Here is a 19,857-nt window from a genome sequence, read left to right as displayed (position 1 = left end):
CCTAAATTTATTTATTACTCAATGACGCCATAGAAGCAGCAATATTACTGTTGATATAGTCAAATAAAATTGAAGGTTTATCATTGAGGTAAAAATGCCCTCCATCAAATACTCTCAATTCAAATTTACCTTTAGTTATCAACTGCCACTGTGCCATCTCTTCCGGGGAAACTTCCGTATCACGTTCCCCGGCACAAGCAAACACTGGGCAATCAAGTTGTTGTCGGCAACGGCGTTGATACGTTTCAATAGCCTGAAAATCCGCTCGGAAAATGGGCATTAATAATGCTTTCAATTCGGGCATTGCCTGATAATCAATCGCAGAACCGCCCAAAGAAGTAATTTTATTCAACAGTTGCAACTCATCTCGACGATGATAATCATTACCATTATTTTTGTGCGGCGGCAGACGGGCAGAAACAAATAACGCGCAGATTTTTCTACCCTGTTGTTGCATACGCAATGCCACCTCAAATGCCAGCGCAGCTCCCATACTATGCCCAAAAAAATAAGTCGGACGTGAAGGCAAGATATTCAAGACCTTGACTAAGTTATCTGCTAACTGATGAATACAAGTTTGCAACGGTTCGTTGATTCGCGTGCCATGTCCAGGTAATTGAACTGCATAAACTGCAATATCCTTTGAAATTCCGTCACGCCAGGGGATAAAATATTCTGCTCTGCCCCCGGCATAATGAAAACATATCAGTTGGCTACTACTTCCCGGCTTTATTAGTTGCGCTGTTCTAGCAAACGATGCGTTATCAAACATAGTAAACATCCCCTTGTTGTTTCAGAAACTCGCTGATCTCTGGTTGAGGTGGAATAGGATCAGGCACATGCAAACTTTCTGGATTACCAACCTTACTCATTAATGTTTTCCAAACAGAGGCCATTGTCAGTAAATATTGCGCCATGCGAGGATCAGGCTGTTTCATCTGTATGGCAAATTGCCGCAAAGCATGGCGAATAGCCTCAGGCCAGTGCTGATTGGTAATCTGCTCCAGGCTTGGGCAACAGTCATACAGAGAAATGGCGGTTGGTGGTTTAAAGTAATGGGCAGCCTGTTGTGGCAGCAGAGGCTCCCTTACCCCACTGGTTGTACGCTGGCGTGGTATATGGAAACGTGAATTCCACAGCACTGGACCATGTGTATTCACCAGCAGCAAATTACCACTGGGCAGACCTACGCAAATACGTTGCATAATGTGGAAATGATTATCAGGATCACCAGGATCAAGCTGATTCTGCAAATTCAGAATCAAAGGAACCCCCATAATAACCCCTTGAATAGTGGTATACGGTGGATAACTGGTAGCCTGAGTCAATAATTGTTTATCCCAGTGATGTGCGTCCCCAAAAGCAAAAGGGGTAAATCTCCCTAATGCACGCCCTAGAATATCCAGTAAACCGCAAATCACTTGAACGCCACAAGTGGCTTCAATAAATAAAGGTTGCTGATGTTGCATTGCCTGTTGCAAATAATCAGTAAATTGCCGTACTGCCGGAACATTCGGATAGTGCGTATTGACTGAGTAACAACAATTATGTTGGCGAGCAAGTTTCAAACACTCCGCCACATCACGTTGATAAACCGGATGTTCCTGTAAAACATGAATTCCTCTGCTCAACAATTGTTTTGTTAGTTCACTTCCTGCGCCGCCAACAATGGCGGAACGTACCACCACACAGGCAATATCGATATCATCTGGCAACTGGGAAACTTGTTCATACAAAGGCACCTGATATTCAGCCGCCAACCTCTGTGAGCGCTCACTGCCACGGGCAATAATTCCTGCCAATTCAAAACCCGGAAAATGGGTTTTAAACGCTGACAAATAGACTTGACCGAACAAAGTACCACAAACGATAACACGCAATGGACGGCTCATAGTTCTCCCTCGACATAATCTGCGCTCTGACGCAACTTCATCTCTATCTGCCAGTATTCAAAGGCCCCCATTCGCTCAAGCCCTGACAATAACTGCTCTGCATCAGCTAAATCAGATAGCCATTTCAACCCTGATTGTGGTGTTTTGAGCATCATATCAGCCGCCAATGCAGCAACTACTCCGGTAAAACGATAGCTATCAGTAAAACGCCCTTTGGCAATGAGAGTAACGGGTTGCCCCGCTAATACACCTTCTGCTTCCAGCAAAATATGTTGCTGTTGACCATAACGATGCGTTAGTTCTTCACTCTGGCTGATTAGCTGTTTAATTCCCAGCTCACCATTGAACTGATCTGTCAGCAATAGCTGGCGATCCGCCAGTAAATTAAATGCAGCAAAATCAATCAGATTTAGTTGACGAGCAACTCTTTCCAATTCAAAACTGAGATATGGCAGGGCATCAAATGTCCTGTTAGCCGTTTCGGGCTGAACATTCTTTTCTATTGCTGCCCGTTGTAACCTTCCTCCAGATAAGATATGACCTGCTTTACCATTCTGTTCATTCAGGCTATCAATAAAATCAATGGCAGAAGTCACCGTAAAAGGCTCTATTCCCCCAAGATATGACCGCATTTTACTTACTGATCTCAGCCGGTTTACCGCTAGAAAAGGTAAAATCGAAGCAAATCCCGGAACATATCCCGCGCCCAAGACACAAGCTGATTTCTGTAATAACGGCGCTAATTTCTCATCTGACGCCAATTGCCGCCAGACAATAGGTTCTCCTGCAACATCCAGATAATGCGTTGCCGCAGCCAATGCTGCTCTGGCAATTCTGTCCTGAATTTGCGAAGCCGGGCCTGCGGCATTAATGATCAAAGAAAACGGCTGACAAAGCTCAGTCAGTGCTTTTTCATCGAATAAATCTATCTGATGATAATCAACTAATTCAGTACAGGGGCGACGCCCGGCCCCAGACACCTGATAACCCAATTGATTCAATGCAGCAACAACAGAGCGTCCTACTGCTCCCGTGGAACCTATGACCAGAATTTTTTTATCCCAATGCATTTAGCTCACCTGTGTTTTGCGTTGCTCAAGATGGTTTACCAATGGCATCACATTATCTGATTTAATACAGTCAAAATGGTCGCCATTCAGTGAAAGATAATTCACGTCTCCAAGACAATATTGCTGCCAGAACTCTTTCATATCCTGCTGAAGCGCGGGCAGCAAATAAGTATCATTATTTTGGCAGGCAAACGTCAGATCACCGGCAAAATAATCTGGCTGATAACGGCAAACACCATTAATGCTGTGACGGAAAACAGAACACATCCGCATTAACTCTTTTTCAGCAATATCATTTTTACGAATAGCGCTGACTAATTGCTGTAGACGCTGATCTTCTTGGATATCTACCACAGCCATATAAGCATCGGCAAAAGCGTCCATTCCACGAGCACGAGCGTACTCAGCAACAGAATGGCGATCAATTATCGCTGGCTTTTCCGCCAGCAACCCTTCATAAACGGTTTCCAGTTGTTCCTGAGGCAATGGCCACGGGCACTCCACAGACAATCCCCAGATAATCGCCATATCTATCATCAGTGGGTCATCAATCAGATAAGGGATCTGATAACTGCTGGCAATCGTTACTGAGGCGACAGGCGTCTGATTTTCCATGGCTTGACGCGCCATTTCAAAGGCCAATAACCCACCCATGCAATAACCAAATAAATGGCAATCACCAGACAAGGATTGAATATCCCGCAAATAATGTTGAGCTAATTGAGATATTAACTGCTCAGACGGAATTTGCAGGAAAGCTTCTGTATCTACCACACTCAACGCATAAACCGGGCCAGAAAGTTTTTCGGTCAAAGGTAGGCAAGGCAGTACCGTACCACTACCTTCATGCAAAATAATGACGGGATCACCGTGGCCTTCTTTCAATAACGTCAGACAAGAATGGCTATCTGATGATCTCTTATCCTGCTCTGATTGAGTACGCAGAAATGCCGCCAGGGCACGAACGGTTGGCTGTTGCAGAACCTGACGCAAACTGCCCTCCCACGGAACGTTATCTTCCCCAAGCTCCTGACGAATCCTGCTTATCCATTGCGTTATTAATAATGAGTCACCGCCGCTAGTGAAGAAATCATCATCAAGACCAATATTATTGTGCCCGAGCAATTCCCGGCACAACGTCAGTAAGGTCTGTTCCAATTTGTCGCTGCTGTTGCTCTCTGCTACTGGTTCATTTCCGCTACGCTCTGGTAAATCCGGCATACTTTTACGATCAACTTTGCCATTAGTTGTCACAGGCAGCCGATCAAGTATGGTAAGGCGAGCAGGCACCATATAAGCAGGCAGTTGTTGTTTTAATGACTCTAGTAATGTTGCGCTGTCGCATTGTTTACGGTTGAGATTAAATTGCGCCAAAATAAAACTCTGCCCTAGTTGATAAAGCGCATCCTCTGCTGGCGGATAAGCCCATAACGTCTCCGCCCCCACGTCGAGCATGGCATTGAGCCAATTTTTCTGCGGCATAAACGGTGAATCAAACTCCAGCCGTTCATCCGCAAAATCACTCAAACCATGCTTAAACTCCATAGAAGTCATCAACTGGTAATTATCCCGTGTCGCCTCAATAACCAACAGCCATCCATTCGGAGCCAGTAACTGGCGCAGATGCTCTAATCCTTGACGAGCAATAATGGCATTGTGCAAAACATTAGAAGAAACAATCACGTCAAACTGACCACAATCGAACCCTTGTTCTACCGGTGTACGATTGAAATCAAACAACTGGTAACGAACAAAATCAAACTGCTGATAACGTAATCTGGCCTCATTTAGGAAGAATGGGGAAATATCGGTAAAGGTATATTCGACTTGCCAGCCTGCCAGTTGCGGGATCAACACGTTACTGGTGCCACCTACGCCAGCTCCAATTTCCAATACCCGCAGGCAACGTTTTTCCTCATGATTAATCTGAGCCGCTTTTTGTTCAGCCGCTGCCAGCAACAAGCGATTCATCATTTTACTGATCAGATTGTTTTGGTAAGTTTTAGTCGCAACATCCAGCTTGCCGTCAGGGAATAACAAATTCAGCGGATCTTCTTTGCCCTGCAACAATTCCGGTAGACACCGGCTGCTACGTTCCAAATAGGTAAGCAAACCTTGGTCATCATCCAATGCTGACATCAGATCATAACATTGTTGCCAACACTGTTTGATTTCATGCTCTGAAACATCAGTATTCAACTGGTAATACTCGCCTTGTTGTTGAATTAATTGATGTTGAGTCAATGCTTTCAGCCATCGGCGTGTTAATTGCAGATTTTCTGCCGCAATATTTCCGTTTTCCATCACAGAAGCAAGAGTCGTGGACTTTCCTACCTGTAAAGCACCAACATCCACCAACGCGCCAACCATATGCAACAGGGCCACACGATCAAGGAACCAAACCAGTTTTTCTACCTTTTGCTTATCTATTGTTGCTTCAATATCGCTGGCAACCGAGCGTACTTTTTGTAATGCAATCTCACAGCGCTGACATAGCTTCTCTGCCTGTTCCAAAGAATTTTCTGTCGCAGCTTCAACAAAAGCGTGTAATTCTTGATTATGCTTATCTCCTTTTACGACAACCGCAGCCTGAGCCACACTATGATGTCGTTCTAACACCGCCTCTATCTCACCTGTTTCTACCCGATAACCACGAATTTTTACCTGATTATCACAGCGGCCAAGAAATTCAATCACGCCATTGATGGTATAACGCCCCCGGTCTCCCGTGCGGTACCAGCGTTGTCCTTGGTTATCAGTAATAAAATGATGGCAAGTTTTTTCTTCATCCTGCCAATAGCCCTGAGCAACACCACGGCCACCAATCCAAAGTTCTCCCGCAACCCAATCAGGGCAAGGCTCTCCATGAAGATCCAAAATACGGAACTGCTGATTAGCTAATGGCGTACCATAAGGAATGCTGTTGTGATAGGTTGTTGCTGGCTCTATCGGCCAAATATTCGACCAAATAGCAGCTTCAGTAGCCCCACCAAGGCTAAATTGATAAGCATCTGGCGCATGCTGATAAATAGCGGTTGGCAAATTCAGCGGAATCCAGTCGCCAGACATCATTACACAGCGCAAACTACCCATTGATTCACTTCCCCCTTCAGACAGATAGCGGGTCAACATCGTCATTTGTGCCGGGACAGAGTTCCACAACGTAACCTGATGCTCATCAATTAACCGCGCCCATTGTGCCGGGTTTTGTAAATCCTGTTCTTGAGGCAATATCAGTGCGCCTCCAGAGCTAAGTACACCAAAAATATCATAAACAGACAGATCAAAGCTCAGCCTCGCCAGTGCCAATATGCGGTCAGTCGATGTGACATTCATACGACGATTGATATCGCTGATGGTATTCACCGCGGCATCATGGCTTATCATCACACCTTTCGGCTGCCCAGTACTGCCAGAGGTATAAATAATATAAGCCAAATCATGCGGGTCATTTTGTTTCTCTGACATAACGGAAGTCGTTGCCAGTTCTGACAAATTCTCTGTGCTAGCAGCATTAAATCCCTGTTCCCGTAACTGCCGAGCTAAAACTTCATTATCTGTCAATATCGCATCAATCTGTGCATCAACAAGAATTTGCAATATCCGTGGTAACGGCTGTGAAATATCAAGCGGCAAATAAGCACCGCCAGCGATGAGAATCGCTAGGGTAGCAATAATCTGCTCCGCGCTTTTCTCCATCAATACCGCGCTATGTCCGCCTTGGGGTAAAAAAGCGGCCAGTTTTGTTGCACGTGTTACCATCTGTTGATAAGTCACCGGTCCACACGCATCAATTAATGCCAATGCATCAGGCGTCTTATCGGCTTGTTCCAAGACACCTTGATGTAATAATGCCGATTGGATCACTTCCTCAGTCGCATTAACCTGTTGCCGCATTTTTTGCTGATATTCCGGCAGATTAATGACGAGTACCTGATCCCACATATCAACAGGTTCCAGCGCCTGATATATCGCTCCAGTAAAGCAACTGAACATATCGCGGATCATATCCACCGGGAATACACCCTCCATGATATCCCAGTTGATCAATAACCCGCCGTTACGAGTCATCACCTGACAATCAATCCATACCTGCGGGGTCTGGCTGATACCATAGCCAATCTCAATATCCATCGGTAATTGGCTAATAATATCCTGCGCTTGCTCTTTACCCTCGCCGACTAATGCGCTGGTAAATACTATCGGCATTCTCGCAGCTTCTGCTCCCCTTTGTCGTGCCAGCTCACGTATCACCTCAATACCGCTGAATGCGTTATGTTCCAAATCTTGCCACAGTTGCGCCTGTAGATTTTTTACCCGCTCCAGCAGGGAGAGAGACTGACTAATATCTGTCTGCAATAGGTTAACGCTGGTAAAATCCCCAACCATCCGGTGGATATCGTCATGCAGATCTCGGCGATTCATTACCGTCAGATTGAGGCAAAAAGATTTTGTTTCCGACCAGCGCCCAAGTGTTTCACTAAATAGAGCCAAAAGTAGGGCGGAAGGAGAGACGCCGTGCAAACGACAACGTTGTTGCAATTGCTCCCACTGCTTAGTAGTGAGTTGCAAATCGTAACGGCTGAAACGAGGGATAACGCCACTTTGTACCGGAAGGTGAGGTAATTGTGGGCTTGCCGACAACTCAGGCAGACGTTTCAACCAATATTCACGCGCACTGGCATAGCTACGATGATGGCGGCGGCGTCGCTCAAACTCCATCACATCACGGAAACTAGCCTGCAATGGAATAAATTCTGTCTGAGGCTCTTGATAACCTTTTAACAGTTCCGCCAGCAAAATTTGTACACTGAGAAAATCAGCAATCAGCAAATCAATACTGAAATGAAGGCAGGATTTCTCCGCCGCCTGGCTGACTTTCAGATCAAATAGAGGCCAACAATCGGTCTGATAAACCCTGTGAGACATGGTTTGCCGAAGTTCTTCCTGAGAAGAGGAAGCGCAATCTATGGTGAAATAATGCACTTTCGGCAAAATCTGTTGCTGCCCCTGAACAGTAAATACCGCCCGCAACATATCATGGCGTTGGATCAGTTGATTCCATACCTGTTCAAGACGTTTAACGTCCCAATGTTCAGTCAGGATCTCAAAATAGCCGTGACAACCCACGCCGCCATAATCGAACATTGAATGACGCCCGACAAAATAAGCTGACTGCACATCACTTAGAGAGAAAGGCAAATGCTTCTGTGCCGGGTTTATTACAAAATTCTGTGGTTCCTGCCACTCCTGTATTAACGCAATAATTTGTGGTTTTAAATTCTTCAATTGGGCGATAACGTGATTATTCATCACTCCCTCAGGCGCGCGAAATTTCAACGCGTCACCTTCCAGCCAGAATTTAACCTGTTGTTGCTCAAGTTGCAGCAAAAGCTCGACAGCTTGTTGTGAAACTGCTAGTTGTGCTGTTTTTTTCTGTATAGTTTCCTGGCCATTCATAAAGAACCTTCCTCAAAAATCATTTCCGCTTCCTCTGCGGGAGTGGATTGTAGTTGTTGTGCCATACGTGCAATGGTTTGCAGGTTAAAAACCTGCCAGAGTGGTAAATCAATGTTATGACGACGCCTCAGTTCAGAAGTGAAACGAGTTGCAATAAAGGAGTCGCCGCCAAGGGCAAAGAAATTGTCATGAACGCTGAGTTGCGTCAGATTGAGTAATGGCAATAGCACATCTGCCAGTTGTTTTTCTAATGGGCTTTCCGGCAATGTATCCATAGCCTGATTGACAACATGTCGTAGCTGCTGCTCAATCATTTTGCGATCTAGCTTGCCATTGTCTGTCAACGGCCAGCAAGACAACCAGCCAAACTCGACCGGGACCGCATATTCTGGTAATTGTGCTAACAGTTGTTGCTGCAATAGCGACCAATCCGGCGCTTGCGATGCCAAGACGCAAGCTGAGAGGGATGGACGTTCGCCACGTTGATTAACAAATACCAACGCATCTTCAATACCATCACAACCTTTCAAAGCCTGTACGATCTCACCCAGCTCAATACGGTAGCCGGAAATTTTAACTTGCTGATCACGCCGTCCCAGGAATTCCAGTACGCCTGTTGAGTGATAACGCCCCATATCGCCAGTACGATACCAACGCTCGCCTTGCCAGAAAATAAACTGATTATCAGTACGCTCATCATCACCGAAATAACCCAGCGCCACACCATGACCGCCAATCCACAGTTCACCGGCAACCCAATCAGGGCAATCCTCATTCAGTTCGTTTACTACCCGGAAACGCTGATTCGGCAACGGTAATCCATAAGGAATGGAGTTCCATTCAGGGTCAAGCTCGTCCACTAACCAGTAATTCGACCAAATAGCTGCTTCTGTCGCGCCCCCCATAGAAACGAGTTGCACCTGTGGCATCCAGCGTTTCAAACGCTCAGGCAATGCAAGGTTAATCCAGTCACCGGAGAGCATTACCAGACGCAAACTGGTAAGCGCATCGGTTTGTTCATCGTTTTCACACAGTAACAAGGCCATTTCCAGTAGGGCTGGCACGCTGTTCCATAACGTTATCCGGTGCTGTTTTATCAGAGTCAACCAATATGCAGCGTCCTTGGCATAGGATTCAGGTACCGTGACTAAAGCCCCTCCGGCTGACAACACACCAAAGATATCCCACACAGAAAGGTCGAAATGCAGTGCAGACAGCGCCAGAATTTTGTCCTGCTTACCAACACAATGCTGTCGATTGATCGCTTCAATAGTATTGACTGCCGCCTCATGACTTATCGCTACGCCTTTTGGCGCCCCAGTGCTACCAGAAGTGAAAATAATGTAAGCCAGATCTTGCGCTTGTGAATTCCAGGGCTGAATCACCGTTGTTGTTAATGGTGACTGGTTAATATCAACAAGAGCGACAGAACCCGTCCATTGCAAGTGGCTATCCGCTACTACGCAGATCAATCCCGCCTGTTGAGCAACCTGTTCTCGGCGAAGTACAGGCCACTCGACAGAGATGGGAACATAGGCAGCCCCCAACCACTGAATAGCCAGTACCGCGACGATTTGTCGATGCCCCCTCGGCAACGCAACACCAACACAATCCCCCGAACAAACGCCTTGTTCAACCAAAACCTGAGCCAAACGTTGCACATGTTGCTCTAACTGCTGATAGCTGATGTGTAATTCCCCATCAATAATCGCTGTTCGATCTGCAAACTGTTTCATCGCTTGTCCAACACGCTGGTGCATTGGTGCAAAACTCAGTTCCTGATACGTATCATTAACCCGTTTACGACACTGTTGCTGCTGTATCGGCAAGGGGACATTCACCTGAATATGCCAGTCTGGAATCACACTTAACTGCATCAGCAAATCACAATATGCGCTGAACATCGTATCAATCATACCTTGCGGGAACAGACCATCGACCACATCCCAGTTGAAACGTAATTCTCCATCCTGTTCATATACCTGATGATCGATCCAAACCTGAGGGGTCTGGGAAATTCCCCAGATAGACGGTGGGAAAGGTTGCGCACTCTCTTGATAAGGCATGACCTCTGCCCCTAATGCGCTGGTAAACACGACGGGCATAGCCAAATCGGTAACTTGCCGTTGTTTATTCAATTCACGGATAACCCATACAGCCGAAACATCGGTATGAGCCAGATCTTGCCAAAGCTGTTGCTGTAACCGCTGTGCCCTGTTGAGCCAGTTTTCATCGGCTAAATGGTGACATTCCAGTAATAAAAGCGAAGTGAAATCGCCCAGAATATGGTTGATATCAGGATGTAATGGCTGACGATCAAATAACGTCACATTGATACTCAATGACGCCGATTCAGACCATTTCGCCAGCACCTGAGCATAACAAGTCAGCAATAAACAAGAAGGCGTCACTTGATAATGCCGTGCTTTTTCTGTCAGAGTTTGCCACTGTTGCTGAGGCAAAACAGATTGCCAACGTTTAAACCGTGGAGTCCCCAATGACTGTGGATCACAAATCAGCGGCAGCTTTGGCGCTTCAGGTAATTCTGCCAGCCGCTGCCGCCAGTAATTTGCTGATTTGTAGCTCTTTTCCTCATCAGAAACCACTGTGGTGAGATAATCACGGAAACCAATCCCGACTGACGGCAATACCGCTTCCGGTTGCTGATAAAGCTGCTCAAGTTCAGCGAAGAAAATACGCATACTCAAGCCATCTAAGATCAGATTATCCAACCCGATGTACAGGCGATTACGCCCATTATCTGATTGAATCAGCGTCACATGGAACAACGGCCATTGTGTCGGATCAAGTACCCGATGAGATAAGATTTCTCGCAGTTTACTCGTTTCTTCTGGCCACTGTTGTTCAGAACAGTGGATCACTTCCAGCGCAGGTTTTGGCTGCTGTGGCAGCACTCGTTGCATTCCTTGCTCATCAAAGACAATTCTCAATGCATCATGACGGGCAATCAAGACAGATAAAGCTTGTTCCAACCGTATTGCATCAAAAGGCTGACCTTCATATTCATTATAATAATGAGTTGCAACACCACCGAGACGGAAACCGACCTGACGTCCCATCAGATAGGCTCGTTGTACATCTGTAGGGGGGAATGGATGATAACGCTCACTTTCCTGATGTTGCAGTTGCATCACTTCGGTTTTTGGCCGTTCAGCAAAAGTCATTAATCGTGAGAAATCACGCAATACCGGGGAGGAAAACACTTGAGCCAGTGAGACATCTACAGCTCCTTCTGATTCCAGCGCCACAACAATCCGAGTCGCATGTAAACTATCACCACCGAGCAGGAAGAAATTGCTGTCAGCCATTGGTTCTGTTCCCAATACCTGTTGCCAGATTTTAGCGACCAGATATTCGGCTTTTCCCGACAATTCGGCTCCCTGTACAGATTGCAGAATTTTCTGTTCTGCCTCATCTACCGTTAATTGCTCAAGTGCTTTGCGATCTATTTTTCCATTAGCATTCAATGGCAGTTTATCTAAAACATGTAAATACTGCGGCAACATATAAGCTGGAAGATAATTTGTCAGATGCTGTGTCAATTCATGGCGATTAACCGTAACGTTGCCACTACAGTTTTTGCACATCAACAGTATGGCGTTCTCACCAATTACCGTGACAGACTGCACAGGTAAATCACCTTGCAACAACTGCTGTTGCCAACGTTTCTTATCCAATAGTGGATCTCGCTGCCCTTGTCTCAGATCAGTAAAACCATTTTCATCCTGCAACAGTAATACCGTTAATTGTGCCAGCGGACTGAGATATTGACTTTCAAACACCAGCGCTCTACTGCCAGAAGACACCAAGACTTGCAGATCGGAGATTCCTTGACGGATATCGGCATAGCGATGCAGTGCATTATTACTGATAACCAGATCAGCACTATAATGCGCCGCTTCTTGCACCGTACAAACCTGGCTCTGATGCGGATAACCCGACAGACGATATTTCGCCAATTCACGCAGTGAACCAGCCTGTTCAACTAAGCAGTATTCAATATCCAAATCCGACAATAGATCGAGTAACTTGACTGCAAACAGACCACTGCGGCCATTCAGCTCTGCTACTCTGACAGGCCGCTGCAATATCGTGGATAACTGATGGATTTGATCCGCAATAAGGGTAATTGCCGCTCCAGTTTCCGGTGAACCAGCAACCAAAACTTCCGGTGACAATACAGGATCATCAATCAGCACCAATGGATTCTGTTTCCCTTGGATAACTTGCGCAACCCAGTCACAACACCTATTAAGCGCTTGATAAATCTCATCCATTCGAGATACCAGCACCGGCTTGTTATCTGATTGCCAATCTTGATTCAATTGCCAACCTTTTTCACTTTCAGATAACCATCCCTGATGAGCCAGCCATTCCAACCACTGAATAAATAGTGGCTGATAACGGGGTATTATCCCGGCTTGTTGATAAAGTATTTCTGCACTCTGTGGCTGAGTTAGCGTCAGTTGCAAAGAATCAATCAATATCTTTTGCAACAGTGATAAAGCAATATGCTGTTCATCATCCTGACTGCTTTCTACCTGAACCAATGTTGGCATCTCAGGCAATACATCCTCAGCTAATGTTGAAGAATCACCCGCGATAACCTGACCTTCAACGAATAATCTCAGGTGTTTCTGTGGTTCAGATAAACATAATGCGACGGCTTTACTGATTGCAGGGTGACGTAAAGCCACAGTCTCAATTTCACCCAGTTCAATCCTGTAACCATTCAGTTTAATCTGGCTATCTTTGCGGCCAAGAAACTCAAGGCATCCTCCTAGCCAAAAGCGACCATAATCTCCCGTCCGGTAATAACGCTGTCCCTGATGCAGAACAAACTGAGCATCTGTTTTTTCTTGGTCGCCGTAATAGCCCAGTGCTACGCCTTCTCCACCGATCCACAACTCTCCAGCGACCCAATCAGGACAATCCCGTTGTTGTGAATCCATGACTCTGTAATGCTGATTAGAGAGCGGATAACCGTAAGGAATTGAACGCCATTCTAACGGGATAGCATCGACATCAATCGCGTTAGACCAGATAGCTGCTTCCGTTGCTCCACCCATTGCCGTTAATTGCGCCTGACTTCCGACTTTACGCAAACGGGGCAGCAGATCCAGACCAACCCAATCACCGGATAACAATATCTGTTGCAATGAATCAGGCAAACCGCGAGGATCATTTTCAGCAGCCACCAGCAACATATCAAACAGTGCCGGAACACTATTCCAGACGGTTATCTGCTCCTTATGCAACTGCTCTAACCACTGTTTTGCTTCTCGCTCATGGCCCACCCCAGGCATAACTAGGGAACCCCCTGACGCAAGAGGGCCAAAGATGTCATACACCGACAAATCAAAATTCAGTGCTGATAGTGCATATACTCGTGTTTTTTCCCATCGACCATAACGGCGGTTAATATCATCAATTGTATTAGCGGCAGCCTGATGAGACACCACAACACCTTTAGGCGTGCCGGTAGAGCCGGATGTAAAAATGATATAAGCAGAAAGTCCCGGTTCCCCATAAACCACCTGTGATAACGGCAGTTGCGAATGACCTGTCTGATGAATATCCAAAACAGAATCAAACCAGCGACTAACAAGCCCCTGATATTCACTGTTTGTAATAATCAACGAAATATCCGCCTGACTGATAATGGTCTGTAAACGGGCTGTTTGCTGCGCTACATCCAGCGGAACATATACAGCCCCGACACTCAAGCAAGCCAAAACCGCCACAACTTGTTCTGTACCTTTTGGCAACAGTAATGCCAGATTATCTCCGGCCTTTACTTTTTTTCCTTTCAGTCTGTAAGCCAGTTCCAGTACATCCTGCTTAAGTTCGTCGTAACTTAATCGTTGATGAGGCGTGATAACCGCAGGTGAATCTCGCCACAATTCAGCTATCTCATAAAAACGGCGATGCAGTAAACGAGGCGTAAAAAGCATGCCATCACGATCTTTAGGCTCTGTACGCTGTTCAATAATTTCCGGCGTGACATAACGCGAAACCGGTTTTAAGAGCAGTTGAGGATTGTCGGTAATCGCGCTGATCAGCTGAGTCATAAAGCTGAACATTTGATCAATCATCCCTTGAGGAAATAATCCATCCACACAATCCCAACTGACTAATAATTCCCCTTGATGCTCCATCACCTGGCAGTCAATCCAGACTTGTGGCGTCTGGGATACCAAATAATTCAGATCGCCCAGTTCATTACCGCTAAGCAGATCACGGCCAAGATTACTGGTGAATACCACCGGCATGAGAACCTGATGCCCGCATATTTGCGACCAGTCCCGCATAACCTGAATTGCGCTGTAATCCACATGATCCAGATCTGACATAAACTGGCGATTGAGAACCCGGCAGTTTTCTAAAATGCTGTTCCCCGCCTGCGTATGGCAAGCCAGTAACAGTAATGTTGTAAAATCAGCAACTAAATCAGGTAGGTGAGGATGTTTTCCACGGCGGTTGAAAATCGTCAGATTCAGAGTGAAATTCGGTGATTCAGCCCAGCCGCGTAATGTTTCGGCAAAGCAATTCGCCAGCAACATTGATGGGGTTATACCGTTGCTGCGGGCGGTTTCCTTCAATGATAACCAACGAGGTTGTTCCAGACTCCACTGGCGATGATAGAAATCAGGTTTATCAATATGCTCTGGTTTCACTGCCAGTGGTAACTGAGGTGCAAAAGGGAATTGCTCAGCCAATCTTTTTTGCCAGTATTGACGACTGTCGATTAACTGATTATCAACGGCTTGCTCACACAGATATTGTGGGAAGCTGTAATTTAATTGAGGAAGAAGTACACCCGGCGTCAAAATAAACTGGCTGAGTTCTTTCAACAAAATCTGAAGGCTCATCGCATCCGCCATCACCATATCGATATTAATATGTAAGCGACTGCTATTCACGGTATGGCTTACCACTACGCCAAATCCGCTTTCAATTGTCAGATCTGCAACTTTGGTTTCCAGACGTTGCCTGAGAGCGAATCTCTCCTCTTCCAATAAATTCAGTGAAAGTTGCTGCCAGCCATAAGATTCAATGGATACCGGCTGGTAAGTCGTAATTTCCCCTTTACCATCATGGGTAATACGCATCCGCAACATATCATGGCGCTGATGTAATTGATTAACTGCCCATTCAATATCACTGTCTTTCAGTGGCGGGCAATCCAATTCCAGATAGACCTGACAAGCGATTCCCCCCAGAATTTGATCTTTTTGGCGCCCTGTCCAGTAGGCTTGCTGAACCGAAGTGAGTTCGAAAGGCTCGCCATTCCATGTTATAACCGGCTGCTCTGATTCTGTTGAGACATCTTTAGATTGAACGGCAGAAAACCAACACTGTTGCCATGCGGCTAACGTTGGCTGTTGGAATAAGGAAGCTAATGACAGAATGACATTCTGTTTTTTACACTCATCCACCAAATCCAACATTTGTAATGAATCAATGCCCAAATTGAGCAAATTATCATCCATTGCTAATAAATTAGGCTCAGTTCCCAATATGTCCGCTACCCAATTGATAACGAAATCAAAGCTGGTATGACCTGAGCAAGATTTGGATCGATCTTGGGTTCCCTGTTCAGTTAAACGAAGTTCTTCTGGCCAGTAACTCGCGCGATTGAATGGATAGAGAGGCAGTTTGGTTAGTACAAATCGGCTAACAGGCATGCTCCCTGCATATTTAACCCAGTTATAGGATTGCCCTTGTAACCAATCGTAAGGATCATCGCTCTTGTCTAACATTCTTACGCGATCAATTTGAATTGGTTCAACATGGCGCAAATGCGCAATCAGAGCTGATAAATTCTGATAGGGAATTAACACCCGCCAACCAAAATGATGATGGCGTTTCTTCAACCAACCGTTGAGCAATTCTCCGGCTTGCTCTTGGTGATTTTCCAGCAAATCTGCTAATTGATTTGCCATTTGTTGCAATGCGGATGCACTACAGGCTGAAAGCGGTAATAAACCATTTTCAACACATGGCGCAGGAACCGGATGATCAGATAAGTTTGCTTTACTCAGCACTAAGCCTGCCATTGTGCCGGTAAAACTGAATGAACTAACCGCAACGTGTTCTATTCGGTGAGATTCAGTCTGTTTACTGTAACGATAACGTGGCATTAACGCTGACAATTTAGTGCTGAACGAAGCCAGAGTTGGATGACCAAACCGTTGTTGCTGATGTATCTGTGCCACGGCGCGAACCACGGAGGCCACGCCTGCGGCAGCTTCCAGATGACCAATTTGTGCTTTACAAGCGGCCAACGGCAATGGTTGGCGTCGTTTACCATAAACACTATCGATAGCTTGTAACTCAATCGGATCGCCTAAAGCTGTACCCGTGCCATGCATCTCCAGCAAATCAATATCATCAGGGGCAATATCAGCCTGTTCCAATAATCGCATAAGCATTGCTGACTGAGCTTGCGGATTCGGAGCAGTCAAACTGCTGCTTTCACCATCCTGAGCGACACAACTGGCTTCAATCACTGCCAGTACCGGATCACCGTCATCCAAAGCCTGTTGATAAGGTTTTAGCAATAGTAATGCTGCACCTTCTCCTCTGACATAGCCATCCGCATCTTCACTCAGCGTAGCGCATCGCCCCTCAGGTGATAACATACCCGCGTTTATCAATGTTTGTTCAATCTGCGGTGACAGTAAAATGTTAACGCCGCCAGCGACAGCAGCGTGGCATTGCCCTTGTTGTAAGCTACGTATCGCAGTATCTAATGCCACCAAAGAAGAAGAGCAGGCTGTATCAATAGTGAGTGCCGGACCTGTTGTTCCATAGAACTTTGCTAATCTGCCAGAACTTGCACTCGTATTAATCCCAGTAGCTAAATAACTTTTGGCATATTCAGGATTATTCAGTTTTAGTAGTTGCTGACCGAACTCACTGCCGCTCTGACCGATAAAGAAACCAATATCCGATTGTTTCAATTGCTCCGGCAACCATCCGGCTTGTTCGAATAAATGCCAGCTTAATTCAAGCAATAACCTCTGCTGAGGATCAAGTAATACGGCTTCCCGGGCTGAAATGTTGAAGAAACGGGCGTCAAATTGATCAATATCTTCCAGAGCGCCAATAGGCAGCGTAAATTGGCGAAGTTCTGAATTGTTGTCTCTGACGGCTAACTCTCCTTTTGCCAACCATTGCCCGTATTGCTGCCATCTGTCGCTTGTCTGCCCCGGTAAGCGACAACTTATCGCAATAATTGCAATTTGTTTGTTTCTGGCTGATTCAGATTTCCTGACAGACTCCGTGATTTTTTCACCTGATAATTTATCAATATATTTAGCCAATTGAGTAATATTTGGATAAGCAAATAAATCCGCAGGGGTTAGATTACAATGCCAAGTTTTATTTATTTGCTGGCAATAGCGGACTGCTAACAGGCTGGTTAACCCCAATTCAGCAAAGCCACAGGCAGGATCTGGGTTATCTAAGTGCAACAAACTACAAAGAAGCTGATAAAGCCAACTGGACAGGGAAGAAGATATTTTTTTATCGGTATCACACGGCAAGACAAAGAGTACTTTTAGCTGGTTGTTATCAAAATCAGCCAACATTTGTTTGCGTCGGATTTTTCCACTGGACGTTTTTTTCAACTCTCCATGAGGCAATAACACAACATTCTCTAGTGAAAGCTGAAACTCCGATGCGACTCTGGCAGCAATCTGTCGGGCAATAGCCTGTAATTCAGTCGCTTCAAGATGGCGATAAACTTCAGCAAAAACGAATAATTCTCCGCTTTCTACCCGCTGGCAAGCACAAACTCCACCGATTTTTACTTCTTCACATCCCGTCTCAATATTAGCTTCAATATCATTTGGCATGTAATTTTCGCCAGCGATAATAATAAGATCTTTATGTCGACCACAGATATAAAGTTCTCCCTGCCAGATAAAGGCTAAATCCCCGGTTCGCAGGTAATGGCTTTTATCTATAGACTGATTAAGGCAGGCCATAAAAGTCTGTCGGCTAAGTTCAGGTTTCTGCCAATAACCAAACGCCTTGGAATCACCATCAACCCAAATTTCACCAATTCGCCCTTCTGGTAATATTTCACCGGTTTCGGGATCAACAATCCGTAGTTTCCACCCACTGACAACCTGCCCTGAACTGACCAACTCACGACCATTTTCATCAGGAACAGCGTAACCAGCAACAAGCCTATCTGCATCAAAGCGCTGGCTAATGAATGGCATCCCGGCGGGTTTTCGGCTGATGACGAGAGTTGCTTCCGCCATACCATAGGCGGGCACAAAGCTTAAAGGATTAAAACCTGATACAGAAAAATGGCGGGCAAACCGCGGCATAGTTTCAGCCCGTATAGGTTCTGCGGCATTCAATACCATTTTCAGCGAAGAGAGATCGAATTCTGCCGCTTGTTTTTGAGTGATACTATCAACGCACATTTGCCAGGCGAAATCTGGTGCGGCTGTAGAATTTGCAGAATAATCAGTAATCAGCTTTAACCAACGGGCAGGATCAGCAGCAAAATGGCTAGGCAAAATGAAGTTGCAACAACCGCCAGATAATAGTGGCGCTAATAACCCACAAAATATGCCCATATCATGATAAAACGGTATCCAATTGGCTGTAATAATTCGTGGCTGGCAATCGCGATGTAATTCAAGCAATATCTCATGTTGCGCCTGCATATTTGCATCAAAATTGCAGACCGCTTTCGGCTTACCGGTAGAACCAGAAGAATATTGAAGGAATACGGGTCCATCATTCGGACACATTAACTCCTTATATTCATTAGCTGATGGTATTTCTAATATGTCATTCTCCGCAAGAATATCATCTAGCACAATAACCTGACGACCTATATGCCATTGTCGCTTTTCAATTTCATCAACGGAGCTTTTTAAAGTAATAATATATTCTGGCTGACAATCTTCGAAAATATGATCAATTGTATCCGCTACTCGTCCAAGACGATGACTGGCAGGTAAGTTAACAGGGACAGCCGTGATGCCACGGATAATACAAGCTATGAATCCCAAAATAAATTGAGCATTACCCGGTATCAGAATAATCGCTTTAGCATTTTCGCGGTAATTTATATGGCGGGCAATATAACTACTGAGACAGATAACATCTCTATAATTAAATTCTTGAGTATTATCCTTAAGGCAATATCTTAAAACCGTTTCGTCAGGTTGTCTATTTGCATATGAATAAAGAGTATCTCTTACCCATCCTGATAAGTTATTTTTATCATCCATACCTTAATCCCTTACAATTATTACTATCATTTAAAATGGTAGTAATAGCAGGCAGTGAAAATTTATAAATAACGCGTAGCATATAAGAGTAGTTAATGGGTTTAACTACTCTTATAATCCATCACAACAGGAATTATTGTAATGGCCTAC

Annotated in this window: 5 protein-coding genes; all 5 read right to left on the bottom strand. The window is 45.4% G+C overall.

What is annotated here, in order from left to right; all coding sequences use genetic code 11:
* Positions 1 to 7: 7 nt before the first annotated feature.
* Genes EAE90_RS16065 through EAE90_RS16045 form a run of 5 tightly spaced genes read right to left on the bottom strand, consistent with a single transcriptional unit; the run spans position 8 to position 19,707 of the window.
* Positions 8 to 772, bottom strand: a complete 765-nt coding sequence (locus EAE90_RS16065; RefSeq protein WP_214054314.1) for a thioesterase II family protein — start codon at positions 770 to 772, stop codon at positions 8 to 10.
* Entirely contained in the window at positions 765 to 1,892 is a 1,128-nt protein-coding gene (locus EAE90_RS16060) for a Gfo/Idh/MocA family oxidoreductase (protein ID WP_214054313.1), read from the bottom strand. The genes EAE90_RS16065 and EAE90_RS16060 overlap by 8 nt, the downstream gene beginning before the upstream one ends.
* On the bottom strand, positions 1,889 to 2,962 hold the full coding sequence (locus EAE90_RS16055) for an NAD-dependent epimerase/dehydratase family protein (RefSeq protein WP_214054312.1): 1,074 nt from the start codon (positions 2,960 to 2,962) through the stop codon (positions 1,889 to 1,891). The genes EAE90_RS16060 and EAE90_RS16055 overlap by 4 nt, the downstream gene beginning before the upstream one ends.
* Positions 2,963 to 8,422, bottom strand: coding sequence for a non-ribosomal peptide synthetase (locus EAE90_RS16050; RefSeq protein ID WP_214054311.1), 5,460 nt, complete (start codon positions 8,420 to 8,422; stop codon positions 2,963 to 2,965).
* On the bottom strand, positions 8,419 to 19,707 hold the full coding sequence (locus EAE90_RS16045; protein ID WP_214054310.1) for a non-ribosomal peptide synthetase: 11,289 nt from the start codon (positions 19,705 to 19,707) through the stop codon (positions 8,419 to 8,421). Before EAE90_RS16045 ends, EAE90_RS16050 begins: the two co-directional genes overlap by 4 nt.
* Positions 19,708 to 19,857: the final 150 nt, after the last annotated feature.

The organism is Photorhabdus caribbeanensis, from assembly GCF_018448885.1.
Classification (GTDB): Bacteria; Pseudomonadota; Gammaproteobacteria; order Enterobacterales; family Enterobacteriaceae; genus Photorhabdus; species Photorhabdus caribbeanensis.
This window is presented reverse-complemented; position numbering and strand designations above follow the sequence as displayed.

What these genes read in the sequence shown, in the direction of transcription:
- EAE90_RS16065 (WP_214054314.1), bottom strand. Translation starts at nt 772, where the DNA reads ATGTTTGATAACGCATCGTTTGCTAGAACAGCGCAACTAATAAAGCCG.
- EAE90_RS16060 (WP_214054313.1), bottom strand. Translation starts at nt 1,892, where the DNA reads ATGAGCCGTCCATTGCGTGTTATCGTTTGTGGTACTTTGTTCGGTCAA.
- EAE90_RS16055 (WP_214054312.1), bottom strand. Translation starts at nt 2,962, where the DNA reads ATGCATTGGGATAAAAAAATTCTGGTCATAGGTTCCACGGGAGCAGTA.
- EAE90_RS16050 (WP_214054311.1), bottom strand. Translation starts at nt 8,422, where the DNA reads ATGAATGGCCAGGAAACTATACAGAAAAAAACAGCACAACTAGCAGTT.
- EAE90_RS16045 (WP_214054310.1), bottom strand. Translation starts at nt 19,707, where the DNA reads ATGGATGATAAAAATAACTTATCAGGATGGGTAAGAGATACTCTTTAT.